The sequence below is a fragment of the Bradyrhizobium sp. 142 genome (genome assembly GCF_023074015.1).
Lineage (GTDB): Bacteria > Pseudomonadota > Alphaproteobacteria > Rhizobiales > Xanthobacteraceae > Bradyrhizobium.
Genome location: NZ_JADPKQ010000224.1, coordinates 118,631 through 140,014 on the forward strand (window position 1 = coordinate 118,631; position 21,384 = coordinate 140,014).

A 21,384-nucleotide genomic window follows, 5' to 3' on the forward strand; every position below is an offset into this window, starting at 1 on the left:
TCCCGTTAAATAGGGGCTCGCTCATTTGGACAAGAATGGTCGCACCGGGCGGACCCGCGCTATGCAATTTCGGCAGGCGTAGCGCTAAATCGTAGCAGCGGCGCGTCGAGATCGCGCATGTGCCGGACCGCGCCGCCGAAGTCGCGCTGGCGACGACCGGCAACAGAGCGGGCGTCCTGAGACACGATCTGACCGATCGGATCAACGCAAATAACTTGCGATCGGATTGGCCCACGCCGCCTGCTCAACCCGTCCAATTCTCATGTCGCGTGACGTCGGCGTCGTGCTTCGTGCGATCAATGGACTCCACCACCACTGTCTCGCCACGACGGATCAGAGCATAAGGATATTCGCCGGCCTTGCCGGATTCTTTCGAAAACGCGATCGCGCGTCTCATCATGCGCTGGTCACACTCTTCTGTGCTCCGTCCATGGTGCTCCAAAAGCAGTTTATGATGATGACGAAGGCGGTTCACCCCTTACCATTGCGGCGGACGAACGGTCGGTCCGGTGTCGGCGGGAGACGGCAGGCCAGGGGTGGGCGGTTGCGGCTCGCCGGCAGGAGCCAGCAATTCTCCCCAATTGGTTCGCGTCCGCATCTGGTCGCGTGTTGCCGCCGTGACGAACTCACTATCTTCTCGCATCTGCCAGCCTCCACCAAGCGCGCGATAGATGGCAATAGCCCCTAAGGGCACATTGCCGGTAGCCACGGCCAGATTGCTTTCCGCCTGGAACAGATTCTGCTCTGCCGTCAAAACCGTTGTGAAATCCGTAGCCCCGCCCTCGTACTGCTCCATAGCGATCTTGAGTGCGCCGCGCGCCGCCGCGGCGCTCTGGCGCAGAAATTCCGCCTGCGCCCTCGATTGCCCAAAGAGCACGATGCCGTTGTCCACCTCCTGTTGTGCCTTGAGCACCGTGTTCTGGTAATCGACCAGCAGTTGTTGCAACTTCGCGTCCTGGAGACGCGCGTTGTTGGTGATCTGTCCATAGTTCAGGATGTTCCACTGGAATGAGGGGCCGGCCGCATATGTCATGCCCTTGGAGGCAAATACGTTGGCGAGGGTGTGACCATTGGCCGTGCTGGCCGCGCCGCCGAACGTGCCGGTGATGCTGATGGCCGGATAGAGCTGCGCCTCGGCAACGCCGATTTGGGCGCTCTGAGCCAGTGCCGCCAGCTCGGCTGCGCGAATATCGGGTCTGCGGCGGAGCAGATCAGCCGGAATACCGACCATGATTGTCCTGGGTGGCGCCGGGATCAAGCCTCTCGACCGCTGCAGCACAGCACTCAATGGCTGAGGCGGAACACCGAGAAGGACGCAGAGCGCGTCAGTTGCCTGCTGCAGCTGAATCGTCAATTGGGGGATGACCGCCTCCGTCGCTGTGAGCACGTTGGTGGCCTGGAAAACGTCGCGTTCGCTGGTGCCGCCACCGCTGTACTTCGCCTTGGCGATCTTGAGTGCGTCCTGCTGCTTGCGTATATTGGTGCGGGCGATCGCGATCAGCTGCTCAGTGGTGCGGATGCCTGTATAGGTTGCCGCAACGTCACCCAGAAGCGTAACCAGAACGTCGTCGTAGCTTGCGATGGATGCCAGATAGGCGCCGTCCGCGGACTCCACGCCACGCCGGAACTTACCCCAGAAGTCCAATTCCCAGGCGGCCTGCAAGGCAAGCGAGTCGGTCCAGAAGAAACTCGGCGTCGCGTTAGGGGCCGACAGAGGTGTGGCGGCGCTCGTCCGATTATAGATCAATGATCCCGTGCCCTGCTGGACTTGGGGATAGACTGAACCGATGGCGATGCCTAACACCGCACGCGCCTGCAGCACGCGCGTCCCGGCGCTCAACAGCGTCAGGTTCTGCTGGTAGGCGCCCTCAATGAGCTGATTGAGCGTGGGGTCGCGAAAGCTCTTCCACCAGGCGCGATAATTCTCGCTCGCAGATTTGACGGAACGGTTGTTCGCTCCGATGAATTTATCGGCGACCGGCGCCGGCTGCGGCACAAAATCCGGACCGACGGCGCAGGCTGCTACGAGCAGAGCCAGGCTCGCCAAGACCGGCCATCGAGCCAAGACCGCCAATCGAGATCGCGCATTGACGTGGAGGTGTGCCGCCGAGCCTCGGATCGGATCCACTGCGTTCAAGCCCTATCCGCTTGGTTTCCTTTTGCTCGATCCGATCATGCATCGGGCTTCACCGCCCTAACACCACTGTGTTCTACGATGGAGCAACAAAACTGCACGTTGTGGCCGTTGTGCAACATGGGATGCGGCCTTGCAGCGCGTTATCACCCTACGATTGCACCGATGGCATGACGTACAACAGCCACTTCTTCATTCGGATCGCAATCTTGGAGATGACGTGCACTGGCTTACCGCGCTTGGTATAGATGGCGGCGGTTCCGCCCGAGCCGAGCGAAAGCGTCCTGGCCACCGTCTCGTCGGTGAAGAGAATTTTGACCGCATAAGCGCCACTTGAGCCAACCTTGGCGGCATTGGGAATGTCGCCGCTCGTCGTAAACTGACCTCCTCCGGACGCTGGAATGATGCTGTCGACCTTCGCGGTGAACAGACGACCCGGATAGGGGTCCAGCACCAGCTCCGCGTCGTCCCCCGACTCGACATTCGTCAGGTAGTTCTGGGGGAAGACGGCCACGACCGCTATGTCAGCAGTGCTGACGAAGGTGCCGGCCGCCGCAATTGGCGCGGGCACCACCATGGTCCCCGGCTGAACCTGCCAGTTCACCACGTAGCCGTCGGCCGGCGCTGTCATCTTGCACTGCTGCAGGTTGAACCGCGCGTCGTCGAGCTGGGCTTCGACGGCGGGGACATTGCTTTGCGCGACCACCACGGCAAACCCGGCCTGTCGGGCGGAGGCTTCGGCCTGCACAAGGCTCGACTGAGCTCCCGCCAGTCCGGCCGCGGCTTGCTGCTCGGCGGCCTGGGCTTGAGTGACGGCGGCTTGGGCCTGCTCGACGGCGGCGTCCGCCTCCTGGCGCTGCTGCGTGGCCTCAGCCACCTTGAGCTTGCTGATCGCCGCGACGTCCGCTTTCTGAATGCTCAGGGCGATCTGTTCCTGCGTCTTGGTCAGTTCGTCCGCTGCTTTCGCCTTATTGAGACTCGCCTGTGCACTGGTAACCGCCGCCTTGGCCTGGTCGAGGCTCGCCTGCGCCTGAGCTATTCCATCCCTGGCCTTTGCGACGTTGGCATTCGCCGCGTCCTGCGCGGCCTTGGCCTGCTCGACGTTCGCCTTTGCGGCCTTCAGTTGGGCTTGCAGTTGATCAACCGTGTATTGGTACGGTGCCGGATCGATCTCCAGGAGCAGGTCGCCCTTCTTCATCGGCTGGTTGGCTTGGGCGTGCACCGTCTTGACCTGACCTTTCACATAAGGAACGAGCTGCACCACGTACTGCGAAGTCACCAGCTTCGGCGAGATCGGCGCCGAGAGTGCCCAAGCCACGACGAGCCCGCCGACGATGAAAACGCCGGCGACCACGACAAGTGCAATCGGGTACGGGCGCGGCTTTATCAGCTTCAGCTTGAAAAGAACGAGCACGACCGCTGAATATATCGTGAGCAGCACGGCAATCATTGGTGCGTCTCCTCGCTGCTGGAGTGTCTTGCGGCTGACGGCACCAGAAAGGCCCAGATCAGTGCCAGCGGCCACAACAGGCCGCCCGTAGCCAAGCCGAGCCAGCTCGCCACGTTGATGGCGGCTGCCTGCGGGTGACCCCACTTGCGCGCGAGCTGACCCGGCAGCTGGCCCAGGCTGACGACGAGGATCACTGCCACGGCGATCAGAAGAGCGAAAACGGCGAACGTCACTGCATCCAATACGCCGAACGTAGTTTCCATCATCAGTACTCCTAAAGATCAAGGCGCCGCATGGCTGACGTTCCCTCTTATTAAGGTTGTCGCGGTCGCGTTTTTGCAAAGACAAGGCCGTCGTGCTCGACTTGCATTCATGTCATTTCCTGAGAAATGCGAATGGGACATCCAGGCGCTGCCTGGTTCATGCGCGCTTTTCTACTTGCAGCTTCCGCCGGCCAGCGAGCGCGATTGATGCTTCCAAGGGGCGTGCTGTCGGGCGTCGAGTTTCCCGTGACGTCGAAATAGATCGCTTCGCTTGCCTCTGATGAAAGCTGGGAATTAGGCAAGAGAGTAAGCCGCGCGACCGTGTGGAAGGGCGCTTCGGCTTCGTTCCACTCGACGCTCGCGTTTTCGATCCAGAAGTTGGCATCGCGAAGCTTGCCCCAATATGTCATCGCGTCGGGGTCGAGAAACTGAACTGCAAAATCGAAGCAGCTCATCCTTCCATCTTCCTTCAGGTGCCGGATTAGCTCGTCCTGCAGGCCTTTCGGATTCCTTTTTTGCAGTGGCCGTGCCGGGTTATCCGCGCACGGTATGGCGGAAAACTTCACGACATCCGTCGGTCCGTGGCGAAATGGTACGGTGCTCCAGTAGCGCAGCTGCTGGTAGGGCTTGATGGCCTGGCGCGCCTGTATCGCTGCAAGAGCGAGTGTCCTCGTCACTCTCAACTTGTCCCGGAAGGGCAGGGACCACAGAGCCAGGACTGGATTTGATGCCGTCAATACACTGATGGTTGCGAGAAAAGCCGGCGAGTCGTTGATAGGCAACGTCGTCGCGTTTTGCATCGAGAAGTCCTGTCGACGGGGCTTGGCCTCGCGGTCAGCAGCGCCGTCCGGGGCGAGGTCGACGGAGAAAGACAACGACCTTACGTCGGGCTTGAAATCCGAGTTTACGCTCGCGTCTGCGTTTGCAAATCGCGCCACCGTGGGATAGATACCAGGCTTCGCGAAAATCGCCTTTGCAAGTCGCGTCGCCAACGCAGGCTCTTGCCCTGCGGTTACGTCGAATACTTCGAATTGGGCTCGCGCGCAGACACCTTTGGCATGGGTTCCACGGCAAAGCGATCGTCGCTGCTTCGCGGCTGCATTAGCCTGCATCAAGAGAGACTTCTCGACGATCGCCTCGATATCGGCCTTTTCACGGGCGGGGTTTCGGTCAGCATCGCTCTCGGTCACTCCAAACCATCTGGTTAGGAACACCATTTGAAACCTCCCGGAGAGGCCGGATCACCCGCCTCATCCCAGCCCGGCGATAAACCTGATTGCGGTGACGCTTGGCAAAAAACAGTACGCAGCGGCTCGCGTCGTGACGAAGCTTGAAAACCCCGTGAGCTTGATCGGTGGTGTCCCGTTCGCCTGCGGTATCACGAAGATGCTTTCCGCCGGGTCCTGGGTGCCGATCATCGGATCCTTCGACCTGCGTGGCAGTCTGACCGCTCCGACGAATTCGCTGTCATTGACCCAGTGTCCGAGCACGAACTCGTATTGGTTCTCGATGCTGGAGTTGATGAAATAGCCAAGCAGCCCGCGTTCGATGCCGTCGTAGGGTTGCGCCGGATCATAGGCCGGCCCGTATGGCAGGCCGCGCCTGATCAGCCGGTGGGTATTGTTGCTGCCGCCGGGCTGCCCCTGGCCCGTAACCGGCTGGCCTCGTGGATTGATGCGGCGCATGTGAGCGCCTATCGGACAGCGCAGACCCTTTGTGTCCCCCGAGTCATCCGCGTTCACGTATTCGAAGTTGTTCAGCTGCTCCGGCGGTATCCCGCCCGACGGGTTGTCGGTATCGGGAGACAATGCCAGGGGAACACCATTACGCCAGCGTCCACAGATTTTGGCAGCGAGTAGTTCGGGATCGATTCTGTCTCTGTTCGACTGCAGAAAGTTCTCGAATCCGACAACGTCTGTCCTGATCATCTTGAACACGGCGAAGCTGCCGTTCAGGCCGAGTTCTCGCGGTTCCGGCACGAAGTAGTTTTCAGCTTCGTCGCGCAACACGAACAGCCAGGGCTCACAGGGCTGCTGATGATCCGGCGGATATCGCTCCGGACCGCCGCGGACCGTGGTCATGCTGATGCCGTCGGTATAGCCGAAGTGAACCTTGAAGGTGGGGATGGTTTCGCCATCCTTCACTTCCATCAACGCCATCCCGTCAGCTCGCCAGATCTCTTGAAAGGCGCCGCCTTCGGCAAATAGAGCAACCAGGCGATCGCTGTAACGCGTTATCGCCTCCGGACTCATGGCGTGCAGCGTAACCAGGACGTGATCGCTGCCTGTCCCAAATTCACCAATCCAGTGCTGTGGGTCGCTCTCGCCGGTATCGCCTACCAGCTTCGCGCGTTCGGCGGCTCCGGCGGTGAACGCGCCGAACGACTTGAACGAGAGCTGCGGGACGCGGCTTTTTATCTCCAAGGCGATCAGCCCGGGCCATGTGATGCCAACGTTCAGGCAGTAATCAGGCTTCCGACGCGGGGCGTCGGCGGGGTTGTCTCCTGGCCCGGGCTCGAACCCCACGTGCCAATCTTCAGCGGTGGTGATCTGTGGCGCGTCGGATTCGTTGCCGTTGACGAACCGTCCGAGCAGCTTGCGGGCCTCCCTGGGGCTGCCGACCGAAAGCAGAAAATGCCGCACCATCGGCATCCTGTAACCGCGCAGAATAAAGCCCTGGATGTCGCCGAGATCGAGTGTGCTCTCCCCGCTGCGCTTAGGCTGCGGGTCGTGCCCGGAGACATCATGCTTCGCGCGCCTGAAAAGATGGCGGAAGAAGCTCTCGCCTTCGGTCGCTGCCGACACTTGCGCCTCGCTGTCCTGTCGCATTCGGCGTCACCTTTCACAATCAGGCTGAGACGGATTGTGGTCTGCTGTCGGCGATCAGGGCATGGATGTCCTGAACCGAAAGCCCTGGATAGGCTTGATAAAATCCGATCGGAGTGCGGCTTGCGCCCGCTGCGAAATCAATGAATTCCTGCAGATATTTTCTGCACGGTGACGGCGGCGGGTTCTTCGTGAACTTGAAGATAAGATCGAAAACCTCTCCGATGTTCTTGGTGAAGTCGGCAATGTATTTGTCGAATGAGCCGTCATAGACCGTAAAGAAGCCGATCTGATTGTCCTCAAGCGGAACGAATTGCGCAAAATGGGGTGTGCCGACCTTGTCCAGGTCTTTCGTCGTGCCGGTGCCGCGAATCCGTAGGATCAGTTTGACCTCAATAAAGGCAAGCTTCGATTTGATCGGCAGGATCACAAGGAACGGATTTAGTTCGCCGCTTCCCCCGACGTCCGCGGCGGACGCCAGCGCCTTGATCTCCCTGGCCGTCACAGAAGGGTAGGCAGTGTAGAGATTGATGGCATCGACGAGATGCGAGGCCGTCCATTCGACGAAGGCATCCACGTTGTCCGCGACTGGGGTGCGGGGTAGATCTTCGACGTGCTGGAAAATTGCGTCGAATATCGGTCCCGCGTGCTTGGCGAGATCGGCCATGAGCTGACCGAATTCTCCATCGAAATCACCAAGAAACAGCAAGGTCTTCTCGCTCAGGACGGTGAAGCGCGAGTAATGTACCGTGCCGATCGCGTCGTTCGCCCGAAACAGCGTCGGCATCAGCGGCGGAAGCAGTTCCGCCAGCGCCTTTGCATCCGCCGGCGATCTCAAGGGAAAGCTGAGGGTAAAGTGGTTCTGGGTCATGTCAGAATTGCCTCGTGGTCACGGGATCATGCCGCAATCGTACATCTTGTTCAGAACGGGAGCAGCGATCTTGTTGATGAAGAATATTCGTGCCTGCGAATCGTTGCGGAGAAACTGGACGGCTTCCTTCTCCTTGTCGGTCCGGGGATCTTTCTTCTGCGCCTTCAGTTCATCGCAGCTTGTCGTCTGGTACTTCTTGATCACCTTGTCGGCTGCGAAGTCGAGGAGCATGCCCTGGGCCGACGCAGCGCCTGCGACGATCAAGGCCGAAACCAGCACGGCTGCACCGATTGATTTGTTCACGTCGAGCCTCCTGTCACGTTAAGCGGGACATCAGGATTATGGAATGATGTCGCATTCGAACATCTTGTTCAGAACCGGCGCTGCGATCTTGTCGATGAAGGCAACCCGTGCCTTCGGATCGTCGCGCAGCAAGTCCAGCCCTATCTTTTCTTTCTCCGATGGCGGTTCATGCTTCTGCGCCTTGAGCTGGTCGCAGGTCGCCGCCTCAAACTTTTTGATCACCTTGTCCGCCGCGGTGTCCACGAGAATGCCTTGCGCCATCACGGCGCCCGCGACGACCATGGCTGAAGCAAATACTGCCGTACCGATTAATCTGATCATGTCGGGCTCCTCATGATGCTGAATGGTTCTAGGCGTCTTGAAGGTCGCCGGTGCAGTCCCGGTGACGCCGTATTCCGGCGTCACCGGCCAATCGAGCCGCTCCTAGTCGCGCGCCCGGGCGCTCGCTTCCCGCAGCTTCAGCTCTTCCGCAGCAGTTAACTGCGTCGGCCCAAGGTTGAACGTCACGTTGTTGATCTTGCCGTTGAAGCGGAACGGCACCTGGTAATCCTGGTCGTTCACCCCGGTGCGGGTATCGATCCCGACGTCGAAGCTCTCGTCACCCGGTAGCAGGAACGGGACTGTCTTTGGCACTTGCAACGTACGAACTTCGTTGCCATCGACCTTCAGCACGCCGGTGCCACCCTTTGCGACGCCGGGACCGTCATACTTGAAGTCGAACACGATGGTATGTTTGCCGGGCGAAAGTGGCTGATCGCCCGCCCATCGGGCCTGCAGCAGCATGAGCATGTTGTAGTTGAACACTGGCACGCCCTTGAGCAGATACAGCCCATAACCGCCCCAGCGACCGCCCGCGGTGACGATCATCCCGTCACCGCTTGCGGGGACCTCGACCTCGGCGGTGATCTTGAACGACCGGTTCAGGATGTGCGGTGCGTTTCCGTCGGGAATTCCGGGCATCTCACCCGAATAGGTGAAGGCGGTTAGCCCAGCGGTGGCACTCGGCCGCGGCTCGATCGCCCGTGCAAACGAAGAGTTGTTCAGCGGAAGCACGTTGTATTTGGCCGCCTCCTGCAAGAATAGCGCCTGCATTTGCTTCAGCTTGTCAGGCATTTTCGCAGCGAGATCGTTGGCCTGGGAGTAGTCCTCGGTCAGATTGTACAGCTCCCATTTGTAATCGTTGATGGGGGGCAAAGGCGCGTTCAAGATCCACGGCCCATGCGGCGGCGTCGTGTTGGCGTACCAGCCGTCGCTATAAATGCCGCGATTGCTCACCATCTCGAAATACTGGGTCTTGCGCGTCGAGGGCGCGTTGGCATTGGCCTTGTCGAAAGTATACGCCATGCTCACCCCTTCGATGGGGGCTTGCTTGATGCCGTTGACTGTCTCTGGCGCCTGGATGCCTGTGGTCTCGAGAATCGTCGGCGCAATGTCGATGATGTGGTGGAACTGGGTACGGATGCCACCGACGTCCTTGATGCGAGCTGGCCACGAGATCGCCATACCCTGCCGCGTGCCACCGAAATGTGAGGCCACCTGCTTGGTCCACTTGAACGGCGTGTCGAATCCCCACGACCACCCGACCGCCATGTGCGGATAGGTCGCCGCCGAACCCCAGACGTCATAATATTTGAGCTGCTCTTCGACCGGAATCTTCAGAATGCCGTTGTAGGCGGTGTACTGATTGGGCGTGCCGAGCAGCGTGCCTTCGGGGCTGGTACCGTTGTCGCCGCAGATGTAGATAATCAGGGTGTTGTCGAGCTTGCCCATGTCCTCGACCGCCTGGATGACGCGGCCGATCTCGTAGTCGGTATAGGCTGTATAGCCCGCGAACACCTCCGCCTGGCGGGCAAAGAGCTTCTTCTCATCCGCCGACAGCGTTTCCCATTTCGGCAGATCGTCCGGCCAAGGCGTCAGCTGCGTGTTCGCGGGAATAACGCCAAGCCGCTTCTGATTGGCGAAAATCTGCTCGCGCATGGCATTCCAGCCCATGTCGAACTTGCCCTTGAACTTGTCGATCCATTCCTTCTTCGGCTGGTGCGGCGAGTGGCTTCCGCCGGGAACGTAGTAGACGAAAAACGGCTGATCTGGCGCGGCGGCGTCGAGCTGCTTCATCCGCGAGATCGCCTCATCGGCCATGTCGGTGATGAGGTTGTAATCGGTCTTGCCGATCCATGGATAGATCTGGGTGTGATCGCGGAACAGATACGGCGTCCACTGATCGGTCTCGCCGCCCATGAAGCCATAGAAGTACTCAAAACCCATTCCCGACGGCCATTGGTCGAAGGGGCCGGCTACGCTGTACTGGAAGGATGGCGTGTTGTGGTTCTTGCCGAACCACGATGTGGCATAACCGTTGTCCCTGAGGATCGTGCCGATCGTCGACTTGTCGGGAGTGATGATCGCGTCATAGCCCGGAAAACCCGTGGACAGCTCCGCGATCACACCGAAACCCGCAGAGTGATGGTTTCGCCCGGTGATCAGCGCTGCCCGCGTCGGCGAGCACAGCGAGGTAGAGTGAAATTGGGTGTAACGCAATCCCGCATTGGCGATGCGATCAAGTGCAGGCGTCGGAATAACACCCCCGAACGTACCACTTACACCATAACCTTGATCGTCGGTCATAATGAGCAGCACGTTGGGCGCGCCCTTGGGCGGCACTATGCGCGGCGGCCACCACGATTTGGAATCCGTGGCCGTCTCATTGATCACTCCGCCAAATTTCGGAGGTGGCGGCGGCAGTTGTTTGCCGTCGATTGTAATCGTCGCGCTAGGTGAGCCGAGCGTGCCGTTGACCTGCTGGGCCATCGCTCCGGGCAAATAGCTTGTTCCGAGAAGAAGGCCCAACGAAAGTGCTGTCGTGATCTTCATGGCAGTATCTCCCTACGGGAATATGGTTTTCCAGTCGTTTTTCATGTCGACGACGGTCCAGCCCTCCGCCTCGGCGGCACCAAGCGCATGGTCGAGCCTGCCGATGGAGGAGTTCCGGTCGTAGGCCCATTCCCGGGCGGCGTCGGTATGGTGCACGACGAGAGCAAAGCCAACGCCGGCCCCCTGCCTGGCCCATTCGAGCATCTGCAGGTCGCCGTCGGAGTTGCCGAATGCCGCAATCGGATGACGGCCGATGTGCGTCTGAATGGCAACCGGCTTGCCAGCCTTGTCGTCGTTGAAATCGAGCTCGGGCAGCTTCATGAGCCGGGGCTTACCGTCTCGCAACTCGAAACCCAGCTTGCCGCTGCTGCCGATGACCTGTTCGGGCGGAATGCCATAGACCCGCTCGGCAAAGACGCGCATGAAATCGATGCCGCCGCCTGAGACGATGAAGGTCTTGAAGCCGTTGGCGCGTAAATAGGCGAGCAGTTCGAGCATCGGCTGATACACCATCTCGGTGTAGAGCTTGCTGGTCTTCGGGTGTCTCGCGGTCGCGATCCAGTCGCCAACGATCCTCTCGAACTCGTCGGTCGTCATACCGGAATGCGTAACGGTGACGATCTGGAAAATGGCGGCTTCGCCGCCCGCAAGGGCGCCCTTGACGTCACCTTTGAGCAATGAGGCAAAGGGCTCCTTATCCTTCCATTCCGGGTGCTGCGGGGCGAGCGCCTTCACCCGGTCGAGGGCAAAGACGAGTTGGACATAGATCGGCTGCTCCGTCCACAGCGTGCCGTCGTTGTCGAAGGTCGCGATGCGCTCGGCCGACGGGACAAAGTCCGGCGAATCCTGCTTGGTGACACGTTTGACAAAAGCCATGATGGCTTTCTTGGGGGCCGTGTCGTTCCACGACGGCAGCGGCTCCTGGGCGAAGCCAGGAGCCGTCGACGATACCGCGATCACTGCCACCGCGGCGATGCGGACCCAATTTAACCAGACAGTTTTCATGGGCGAGACCTCGATGGGCCAGTCGGCGGACGATGGCTGTTTGCCGCCGCCGCTGGCTGCGTTCCGGACCATTTGAAGCGGCTTCTCGACGCTCAAGGAGCCGTCTGGCGTTCAGTTGCGCCTTTACGTGGCCTACTTGGCGATTGCATTCCTCGCGGCCGCAATCTTCTCTTTTACGGCATCCAGATTGAAACTCGCGCCTTTTTGCATCGGCGGAAATTCGATTGCCGTCATCGCCAGCTTCTCGACGACATCCTGGACCAGCACGAAGCGCCAGAACTCGTACTTGTACCATTCCCAGTATTGCAGTGACCCGTTCTTGGTGAGATTTTCAGGAAAGCCCGTTCGCTCGAACGGGTCGAGACGAAGATTGATGATAGCCGGCACCTCAGGCTTGATCTTGTCGCCGAGCCAGCCACCGGGTTGGTCGATAAAGCGGTACTTGTAGTCGCCGACGCGAACGGCGCCGAGGTCGCTTTCGCCGAAATACCAGATTTCGTTACGATTGGATGGCCCCTTGCCGGTGATCATGTCCAGCTGGTTATAGCCGTCCAGATGACACTTGAAGGTGGTATCACCGATCTGTTTGCCCTTCTTCAATTCCTCGGCAATGTTCGGATTGCCGGCGGCTGCAAGGAGGGTCGGAAACCAGTCGAGCCCGGAGATGATGCCGTTCTCGACCTTGCCAGCCGGCACCTTGCCGGGCCAGCGGATCATCGCCGGTGCGCGGAAGCCGCCTTCGAAGATCGTCCCCTTGCTCTGCGCGAACGGTGTCTGTCCGCCGTCCGGCCAGGTGAAGACCTCCGTGCCGTTGTCCGTGGTGAACAGCACGATCGTGTTGTCGTCGACGCCCATGTCCTTGAGTTTGTTCATGACGAGGCCGACATCGTCGTCGAGCTGCGCCATGCCGGCTTCATGAATCGTCCAGCCGTTCTTGGAGTTGCGCAGCGCCTCGTATTTCGGCGACAGATGCGTCACGACGTGCATGCGGGTCGGATTGAGCCACAGGAAGAACGGCTTGTTGTCGGCCTTGGCCTTGTCGAGAAACTTGAAGGACAGGTCACGAATCTCGTCGTCCACGGTCTCCATCCGCTTCGGATAGAGCGTGCCGGCGTCTTCGATCTTCTGCTTGCCGACCCTGCCCCAGCGCGGATCCACCGTGGGATCGTCGACATTGGTCGCATAGGAATGAACCATGTTGCGTGGACCCACCTTGTTCAGCAGTTCCTGCGGATAGGCAGGATGCGCCGGGTCTTCCATCGCATCGAGGTGATAGAGATAGCCGAAGAACTCGTCGAAGCCGTGCGCTGTCGGCAGGAATTCATTCAGATCGCCGAGGTGGTTCTTGCCGAACTGGCCGGTGGCGTAGCCCATTCCTTTCAGCGCCTGCGCGATCGTGACGGCCTGCGCCGGCAGGCCGATGGGTGAGCCGGCCTGGCCGACCGTGGTCATGCCGGTGCGGATTGGCAATTCACCGGTGATGAAGTTGGCGCGGCCCGCCGTGCAACTCGCCTCCGCGTAATAATCGGTGAACAGCATGCCTTCGGCGGCCAGCTTGTCGAGGTTTGGCGTCCGCCCGGCCATCATGCCGCGATGGTAAGCGCCGAGATTCCATATGCCGATGTCGTCTCCCATGATGACGACGATGTTAGGCCGTTGTCCGGCCGGCGCGGGTGCCGTTGCCGGTTGCTGCGCTTGCGCGACGCTTGTCAGTCCGACGGCCGAGAGCGCCGATGCCGCGACGAGAGAACTGCCACTCAACAAGAGATCGCGGCGCTTCCATCCTGCGCCGTTTGGTCCCGGGCTCTTCTCAGGCGTTTTCGACATCTTGTCGTTACTCATGGCGTGATCCTCATCCTGGTGATGCACCTGAAGCCGACATGGCTTGCCGAGGTGTCGATCGGCTCGGCATGACGCGCGGCCGGACGATAGCGGCGGCAGTAATTGGGAGCGCAAAGATGCGAGCCGCCTTTAAGCACCTTGCGTGGAATCCTGATGTTCGGATGGCAAGAGTCGTAGCTTGCGGCCTCGGGCCCGCCGCGCGGATTTTCCGGAATGCAGCACGCCTTTGGCGCATCGGCCTCATGCTTCGGCGTATACCAATCGGCCGTCCATTCCCAGACATTGCCGATCATGTCGTGCAGCCCGTAGCCGTTGGCGGGGAATGCAGTGACAGGCGAAGTGCGTTCGAAGCCGTCGGTGCAGAGGTTTTGGTTCGGGAATTCGCCTTGCCAAGTGTTGGCCATGTGCTTGCCGCCGGGCGCGAACTCCGCGCCCCAGGCGTATTCGGCGTCAGCCAATCCGCCGCGTGCCGCAAACTCCCATTCCGCTTCGGTTGGAAGATCCTTGCCTGCCCAGTGCGCATAGGCGAGCGCGTCGGAATAGGCGACATGCACGACCGGATGACTGTCTAGCACGTTTATGTTGCTCTTCGGCCCGTACGGATGGCGCCAGTCGGCGCCCTTAATGAATTGCCACCATCGGCTCCAATCGCGGAGATCGGCGGCCCGCACGGGCGGCGAGAACACCAGCGAACCGGCATAGAGCATATGGGGCAGTGCACCGGGATAATCCTGCGGATCAGGCGAAAGTTCGGCGAAGCTAACGTGGCCGGTCGCCCTCACGAACTCCTTGAATTGCCGGTTTGTGACCGGCGTTCGGTCGATGTGGAATGCATCGACGGTCACGCGATGAACCGGCGCTTCCTCGGGATAATGCCTGTCCGATCCCATGCGGAACGTTCCGCCGGGAATCGGCAGCATGCCGTCGAATCCGACATCCGATTGGTTTATCGCTGCAGAGCCGCGCATCGTTGCACCCTTCCGTTGACGCCGTGATATGTTTCTCGAGATGGCTGCAGCTGACTATGCAAAAACGAACATCTCGCAACAAAATCGGCAGGCCGAAATCAGCAAGCTCTGCTTGGAAAGCCCGCGGGCGTTTGCATCGGTTCAAGGACTTAGAGGCATGAGGGCGTTGCGCAGCGGTGCGCTGGATAGCTGCATCAGCCCAGCAAATGGCTGACCCAGCTCCAGCACCAGGTAAATCGCTCCAGCAGCCGACAGCGCAAAGATAAACAAAGAACAGACAACGATTGCATTCGGCTGGGCAAACAGGCTGAAGCTTGCAAAGATGATGGTGAGCCAGAAAATCAGCACCACCAGAAACGGCATCGGAATTGAATTGTCCATCTGCGCGAACAACAACAAACGCGTTTGCGCAATATCGGTGCCAACCTGTATGGCCCGGGCTTGCAGGGAGCGTTGAAAATCGTTCTTTGGCGAGAGTTCCTGAAGCTTCAAATAGAATGTTTCAGTTTCGGTGCTGGCCGCGAAAGGGACCGCCTTGGTGGATTCGGAGGTGTTCTCACGCCACATTCGATCGGCCAAAATAGTGACGCCGCGCCGCATCAGATTGCGGAGCGCGACTGTTTCCGGCCCATACTCCTCCAGGAAACGGTCGAGCAGGATGATATTGGCTGTCAGCTGTTTGACTTGAGTGCCTTGCGTGTCATACGAGCTCTTCGCCGAACCTATCAGTAGGCCGAGGACAAGCGCGGCTATCGTCCCAATGAGGCCGGTGCCCAGCCGGACGACGTCCTTTGCGTCCGCGCTCAGATGATGCCCTTTCAACCGGCTTCGAAGCAACATGCCCGACATTGCTCCGCCTGAGATGCACACCAGCGCGATGCACGACAACGCGATCGCGCTCACGGTGCGTCTCCGTTGCGAGCCACAGGAAAGCATTCACGTTGCATATCGGCATCCTTCGAATATGTGCGGCCGCAGTTGCCACGTCGTCTAGGCCGCGGAGGCAACCAACGTTCTCTTTGCAAGCACGGATCGTCGATCGTGAATCAGGCCCTCGAGTCGGTGGGCAGCCACGTTCAACGTAGCGGCATCCACCGCGCTCTCGTCTCCGGCGGCAGATTTGGCGCGTTCTGCCCTAAGAATGCTGTCGATTTCCTCTTCGATCTCCGAGAGCTCCGCCTCTGCGTCGACCTTCCGGATCCGGCGCGCCAATGCGTAAAGAGAGTCCAGGGGCCCTTCTGGAATGGCAGGCCCGCCGATCCCCAGAAACTTCCAGGCCGCGGCAAGAATGGTGGCTGCACCTCCCAGCACCATCGGCGTCAGATAGATCCAGTTGCCGTATTCATCCATGAAGCTCTGTTGGGTGCCGTTGTAGAGGGCTGCGGCCCCGGGATGCAGCGGAAGGAAGGCATCCTGGTCGGTGCTGGGAGCGGTGATTTGCGCGAAGATCGGCTGCTCGCCAAGCAGGTCCCTGCGCACGCTCAAAATCGTCTGCGTGAAGCTCGTCATCAAATCAGTGCCGAGCTTCTTGTTCGCAACCAGATAGAGCGTCGCCCTCAAGGTCGTCAGGTCATCGTCTGGCGACGGCGGCGATCCCCGCAACGTGCCCTTCGGGACGTCGAAGCTTTCATAGGCGCGCTCTGTCTCCGCAATTGCGCCCGCAGACTCGATCGGGATCAACACCGGCACCGTTTTGGCCCCCAACTGAAAGAACCCGCGTAGAAGCGTGAGATATTTCTCGGTCAGGGGGATCGCAACAAGAAGAGCGCTGACCGCTTTTGATTGAATCGCTTGTCGAACGTCCGCGGGCGCTATGTTTTTGAACACAACCTTGGCGCGGGTCAGGTCGTATTCCTTCGTCAGCACATCGACAATCTTCGAGTTCGCGGCACCGCCGACCACGCCCACTGTATGACCCTTCAGCTTGTCCATGCTGTCGAGGGACGAACCCGGCGGCGCGACGATCAAAATGACCGCGTGGGTGACAACGATGACGGCTTGCGCTTGTGACAAATCACCGACGTCGCTGCGAACCACAGCGAGATCGACTTTACCTGTCGAAAACGCATTGGCAGCCTCAAGCGCTGTTCCGCTGTCGATAACCTTAAGCCGCACCGGGGCGTTGGTCGAAACGAGCCGGCTGGCAATGGCTGACATGGCCTTGGCAGCCTCACCGTCAATGGAGCCGACCGCCAGGGTCAGCGTTACCGGCCGAGCATAGTATCGATAGGCAAACAGACCTGCGCCCGTCGCAAGAATGACGAGACCGACGATCAGGGCAAAGCGAAGCCAGAGCGGTAATTTCGACGCCATCATGCTGGTCACTCCGCAAGCGTCGGCCGATTACCGCCGCCGCAATGCTCAGGGGCCGTCTGCATTCCCGCAGGTTGATCGAAGAAAAGACATGCGACTATGCAAAAAGCATCAGTCCGCAATCATTGTTTGATACTTCCAAAGAGAGCGGGATACGCCGCGGTGTCAGGAAGATCGGCGGCTCGGCGTTCCTCGCATTCCTTCAGCATGAACTTGGCCACGGGATCTGCCGGGAAGTTGACAAGGACGGCACGATAGGCGCGCTCTGCCGCAGAAAAATCATCAGCCTCGAACTGTTGCGAGGCGAGCCAGGTCATCTCACTCAGCTGCTCATCTCGATCACGGACCCTTAACTCGGGATCGTCACTGGCGCGGAAAGCGAGCAATTCATAGATCAAGAAGTCGGTCTTGCGCCCCTTCACCTGAACCCGCTTCAGCGGACGTGCGAGTATATCGGACTGCGCCTGGTCGTAGATGCTGTCGCTGATACAGATCGTGGTGCCAAACTGCTTGTTGATCCCTTCAAGGCGGGCGGCGACATTCACGCCGTCTCCCAAGGCGGTATAGCTCAGCCGAGTCGAAGAGCCGACATTTCCCACCAGAACCGTGGCGCAGTTAAGCCCGATCCGGATTCGGATGCGCGGCCGCCCTTCTGCTTCCCAAACATCATTGACGCGCTCCATGCGCCGTGCCGCCCGCAACGCGCCGGCGCAGGCACGCAGAACGTGATCATGGCGTTGAACCGGAGCATTCCAGAACGCCATGACCCCATCACCGATGAACTTGTCCACGGTGCCGCCTTCTTCGAATATCGCGCCCGACACGTCCCGAGATAGGTCGATATCTGGAGCAGCAGATCATCTGGCGCGAGAGTCTCGGAGTAACTGGAGAAATTCTCCAGATCTGAAAAGAGTACGGTGAGGAATCGCTGTTCGACGCCCAAGGCTAGCGGAATGCCCGACTTGATGAGCTGGCGGACGATGTCGAGTGGAACAAAGGAGGAAAACGACTTCAGCGAAGTCCGCAGCAGGGAGGCCGCAGATTCTAATCTTGCGATCTCTTTGATATGCGATGGCGGCGTCGCGTGCGGTTCAAAATTCAGACTTTCGATGGCCTGCAATTGACGCGACACATTTTCGACCGGTCGCGAAAGTCGGCTCGCGGCGAAATAGATAAAGAATAGCTCGATCATGGTGAGGACGATGATGACCAGCATCATTAGCCGATTGGTTGCTTTCAGCGTACCTATGAAATCGTTGATCGGCGTCAACGTGATCACCTGCCAGGTCTGACCGAAGCCGCCAGGGAAATTGGCAAAGGCCGCGATCAATTCCTCTCCGTTTGCCGGCGATCGAAAAGTGAAGCTGTCAGTTCCAGCGAGGGCATGCCGGCGATGAGCTTCGCGCACATTTGGATCGTCAATGTCAGCCAGGGTTGCGATCTCAAGTACTCTATTCTCTACACGCACGCCTTTCTGCTGATCCGGAAACGCGATGATCTTCTGGCTCTTGCGGTCCGCGATGAGTGTGGTGCTGTGTGCGCTGGCCCGGTGCTTGTCGAGAAACCGGGACATGACGTCTACCGTAATGTTGGCCGACGCGCAGCCCAAGAAGTCAACACCATGGAATATTGGAACGCGCAAAGAAAGAATGGGAAAGCCGGTATCGGGATTGATTGAGGGCTCGGTCACGGCGAGCGTTGAGGTTGTCTTTGCGGCCTGGTAACCCGGCAAAGTACGAATATCGGTCTCGGTGGCAACATCGTAATTGCCGACTTCATGGGGCCAAATGTCGAAGAATTTGCGATGGCGGGTCCGCCGCAGAGCGAAGGTGATCGCATCGATGTAGCTGGAGTGCCAGTTAGCGGCCGTTGGAATAGCCGGGTCAGAGCGCCTGCGGTCCTCGTCGATGCGGGTGACCACGCGGTGATAGCCATCCTCGAAGCTGACATAGACGGCGTCGATATAGGTGGCCGAGACTAACGCACGATACAACAGCTCGCGGCTTGGCTCCGTGCGGAAATAGCCGGGATTGGCGGCCGCCACGTCCGCGAGAAAGCGCAGCGAGCTCTCGGTACTGTCGATTAAGTTCTCCGTGCACTCCACACCGGCCTGGCTGGTCTTTGCGATCGCTTCATTCAGGATCGATACCATGCCGGCCGAATTCTTATTGTAATTGTAGATCAGGATAAAAATGAGAACGGGAATGCTAAGGCCGATGAACAGCAGCGACATGATCAGGCTAAGCCTTGGCTGTGCCTTGGCGGCGAACGGAAGCGCGCTCAATTGGGCCAGCAAGCTGCGCCTCCGGTATGCAACCAGGCCCGCAATAGCCAAGCCGACAGGCACCAGCAGCAAGGGGATCAACCGGCGCCGCTCGCTGCTGTCATGTCCACCATCCCAGATCAGTCCTTCGGGCAACTTATCGTCAGTCAGCAGCCAAAGCTTGTGGTAGGTCGCGGCGATGCGTTGCCAGCGCTCGGGATCCTGCTCACCAATCCGGGCGGGGTCCCGCCCGACCAATATCTCCATATGTTCCGCCTCGAACAGCAAGGCGTCGCGGCTCTTCTTTCCGGAATAGCTCTTCAGGATAAGATCGATCGTTGCCGCCTTGTGGGCGAGCGCATAGGCCCAGCCTTTCAGGCTGGCCGATCTGAACGCGGCGACTCGGTCCGGATGGGCTTCTGCCTCGGTTTCGGAGGTGCACAGACTGTCGCCGTAAAAATCGATCTCGTACGCTTGAGGCGAGAAAATGCGGTACGCCGCGCCAAGCTGATCAAAGACGAACGGCTCGTTGGTGCTGTAGGCGACCATTGCATCGGCCCTGCCGGCCAAGAGATCGCGCGGGTTGCCATCGTGGGCGACACGCGGCAGGGCGTCATAGTTGACCCCTTCGCGCCCAAGCATCACGGCGATCTCATCGTTACCTGGAGAGTCCATGAGGGTATGGCCACGCAAATCCGACACGCTGCTGATATCCGCCCGGCGCGGAACCAGGATGACGATCGGAGAGTGTTGAAAGATGGCGGCCAACACGACCAGCCGGCGACCCATGGACCATTCGCGCAGAACGCTGGCGTTGCAGACGCCGAAATCCGCTTGGCCGCTGGCGACCGTCTCGGCAACGTCGATGCCGGGACCGCCCTCGCGGATGGTGACGTCGAGGCCCCCATCGCGATAGAAACCTTGCTCGAGTGCCGCGTAATAGCCAGCGAACTGGAATTGGTGCTTCCATTTGAGTTGTAGAGATACCGCATCGAGCGCCACAGCAGGATGCAATGCCAGCAGGCCGACGCAAGCGGCCATGGCGAGCCGTCTCAACATGCCGCTTGCCGCGCTTGTGCCGCGGCCAACCAAGCGGCCGCCGCAATGTCAAAAGGCCTGATGGCCTTGTGCTGTCGCATGTGATCCCGCCGAGCGTATTTTGCGGGGCAGGACCGTGACGCGCGGTTTGCCCCTTTTCGAAATCGCTCCGAGAGGCTATGCACGTTCCGATCCGGCGACTATGCAAAACCGGACAATTCGAGCGCACCTTTGATGAGCCGCTGGTTTGTCAGATTTGAAAGAACCTGATTCACGCTCGATCCGCGACCACGTGGAAGGCAAGATCAGGTAAATAATAGAGACGTAACTAACGATCGCCGTTGCACGAAACAATATTTTATAGCGGCGTCCACGTCCCTAACATTACAGTTGCTTTGTTTGCAGACTTCTGAATCCATGGGCAACCATGATTCGAATGTCGTGGGCGCGGGCCGCGTCGGTTGAGGAGACGCTTGCGTTGTGGGCGGCGTCGCTTCGAGAGATCAAGCAGCGGATACGTCCGTTGTTCACGCAAGAGCGTGTTGCGACGAATGCAGGCCTGTTCCTGGAAGGTCTGCTCGGAGATGAGCAGCGCAAGACCGGTTGGATGCGCGCGGAGGCGGCTGGCGATCCCGGCCCATGGCGGCAGCAGGCGATCCTGGGTCGCGGGGATTGGGACGCTGATGCCCTGCGCGATATCGTGCGCGACTATGTCATCGAGCATTTGGCGGATGACGATGCGGTGCTGGTGATCGACGAGACCGGCTTTCTCAAGCAGGGTAAGGCCTCGTGCGGAGTGGCGCGGCAATACACTGGTTCGGCAGGGAAGATTACGAACTGCCAGATCGGCGTCTTCGCTACCTACGTTTCGCGTCATGGTCATGCGTTCATCGATCGCGCGTTGTATCTTCCGAAGGAATGGACCGACGATCCAGATCGTCTGGAAGCCGCCTATGTGCCTGCCGATGTCGGCTTTGCGACCAAACCAAAGCTTGCGACGAGAATGATCGCACGTGCGATAGCCGCGTCTGTACCATTCAAGTGGGTTGCCGGTGATACGGTCTACGGTGTTGGCGACATCGAACAGCAACTACGGCGGGCAGGCAAAGGCTACGTGCTTGGGGTCAGCAGCGCTCATGTGTTTCGATCCTGGGGCAAGCGACCGCCGGTCGCCGGTACGGCCGCGGACCTCGCCCGGACGCGGCGCCCGTCCGACTGGAAGCGCCTGTCGGCGCGAG

16 protein-coding genes and 1 pseudogene are annotated in these 21,384 nt (G+C 59.7%); 1 reads left to right on the forward strand and 16 read right to left on the reverse strand.

All coding sequences use genetic code 11. The features are described 5' to 3' along the window. Positions 1-478: 478 nt before the first annotated feature. From IVA82_RS21120 to IVA82_RS21195, 16 genes and pseudogenes are all read right to left on the reverse strand, one after another. Positions 479-2,047, reverse strand: a complete 1,569-nt coding sequence (locus tag IVA82_RS21120; RefSeq protein ID WP_247388464.1) for an efflux transporter outer membrane subunit — start codon at positions 2,045-2,047, stop codon at positions 479-481. A 238-nt stretch (positions 2,048-2,285) separates the two neighbouring features. Continuing rightward, positions 2,286-3,584 carry a biotin/lipoyl-binding protein gene (locus IVA82_RS21125; protein ID WP_247388465.1) on the reverse strand — a complete coding sequence of 433 codons (1,299 nt, stop codon included), beginning with the start codon at positions 3,582-3,584 and terminating at the stop codon, positions 2,286-2,288. Then, positions 3,581-3,850, reverse strand: a complete 270-nt coding sequence (locus IVA82_RS21130) for a DUF3302 domain-containing protein (protein ID WP_247388466.1) — start codon at positions 3,848-3,850, stop codon at positions 3,581-3,583. Before IVA82_RS21130 ends, IVA82_RS21125 begins: the two co-directional genes overlap by 4 nt. A 104-nt stretch (positions 3,851-3,954) precedes the next feature. Continuing rightward, positions 3,955-5,064 (reverse strand): hypothetical protein, encoded by a 1,110-nt coding sequence (locus IVA82_RS21135; RefSeq protein WP_247388467.1) that lies wholly within the window; start codon positions 5,062-5,064, stop codon positions 3,955-3,957. A gap of 33 nt (positions 5,065-5,097) precedes the next feature. Then, positions 5,098-6,675 carry a hypothetical protein gene (locus tag IVA82_RS21140; RefSeq protein WP_247388468.1) on the reverse strand — a complete coding sequence of 526 codons (1,578 nt, stop codon included), beginning with the start codon at positions 6,673-6,675 and terminating at the stop codon, positions 5,098-5,100. Between the two features lie 19 nt (positions 6,676-6,694). After that, positions 6,695-7,543: a hypothetical protein gene (locus IVA82_RS21145; protein WP_247493497.1), complete on the reverse strand. Its 849-nt coding sequence runs from the start codon at positions 7,541-7,543 to the stop codon at positions 6,695-6,697. Positions 7,544-7,561: 18 nt separating this feature from the next. Beyond that, the gene (locus IVA82_RS21150) at positions 7,562-7,846 is read right to left on the reverse strand and encodes a hypothetical protein (RefSeq protein WP_247388470.1); all 285 of its coding nucleotides are present in this window, start codon (positions 7,844-7,846) and stop codon (positions 7,562-7,564) included. 36 nt (positions 7,847-7,882) lie between these two features. After that, positions 7,883-8,251, reverse strand: a complete 369-nt coding sequence (locus IVA82_RS21155; protein WP_247388471.1) for a hypothetical protein — start codon at positions 8,249-8,251, stop codon at positions 7,883-7,885. 18 nt (positions 8,252-8,269) lie between these two features. After that, positions 8,270-10,717, reverse strand: coding sequence for an arylsulfatase (locus IVA82_RS21160; protein ID WP_247388472.1), 2,448 nt, complete (start codon positions 10,715-10,717; stop codon positions 8,270-8,272). A gap of 12 nt (positions 10,718-10,729) precedes the next feature. Beyond that, entirely contained in the window at positions 10,730-11,722 is a 993-nt protein-coding gene (locus IVA82_RS21165) for an HAD family hydrolase (protein ID WP_247388479.1), read from the reverse strand. Between the two features lie 132 nt (positions 11,723-11,854). Then, the gene (locus IVA82_RS21170; RefSeq protein WP_247388480.1) at positions 11,855-13,549 is read right to left on the reverse strand and encodes an arylsulfatase; all 1,695 of its coding nucleotides are present in this window, start codon (positions 13,547-13,549) and stop codon (positions 11,855-11,857) included. Between the two features lie 11 nt (positions 13,550-13,560). Continuing rightward, positions 13,561-14,532 carry a formylglycine-generating enzyme family protein gene (locus IVA82_RS21175; RefSeq protein WP_247388473.1) on the reverse strand — a complete coding sequence of 324 codons (972 nt, stop codon included), beginning with the start codon at positions 14,530-14,532 and terminating at the stop codon, positions 13,561-13,563. Positions 14,533-14,673: 141 nt separating this feature from the next. Next, a complete protein-coding gene (locus IVA82_RS21180) occupies positions 14,674-15,435 on the reverse strand; it encodes a DUF4239 domain-containing protein (RefSeq protein WP_247388474.1) in 762 nt (253 codons plus the stop codon). A gap of 87 nt (positions 15,436-15,522) precedes the next feature. Beyond that, positions 15,523-16,848: a TAXI family TRAP transporter solute-binding subunit gene (locus tag IVA82_RS21185; RefSeq protein ID WP_247388475.1), complete on the reverse strand. Its 1,326-nt coding sequence runs from the start codon at positions 16,846-16,848 to the stop codon at positions 15,523-15,525. 119 nt (positions 16,849-16,967) lie between these two features. Next, a complete protein-coding gene (locus IVA82_RS21190) occupies positions 16,968-17,609 on the reverse strand; it encodes an adenylate/guanylate cyclase domain-containing protein (RefSeq protein WP_247388476.1) in 642 nt (213 codons plus the stop codon). 1,859 nt (positions 17,610-19,468) lie between these two features. Next, positions 19,469-20,167 (reverse strand): annotated as a pseudogene (locus IVA82_RS21195) (ABC transporter substrate-binding protein); the annotation flags it as partial. A 406-nt stretch (positions 20,168-20,573) separates the two neighbouring features. Between IVA82_RS21195 and IVA82_RS21200 the strand changes: the two are divergent. Continuing rightward, positions 20,574-21,384: IS701 family transposase (locus IVA82_RS21200; protein WP_247493498.1), on the forward strand; the 811-nt coding region annotated here is incomplete at its 3' end.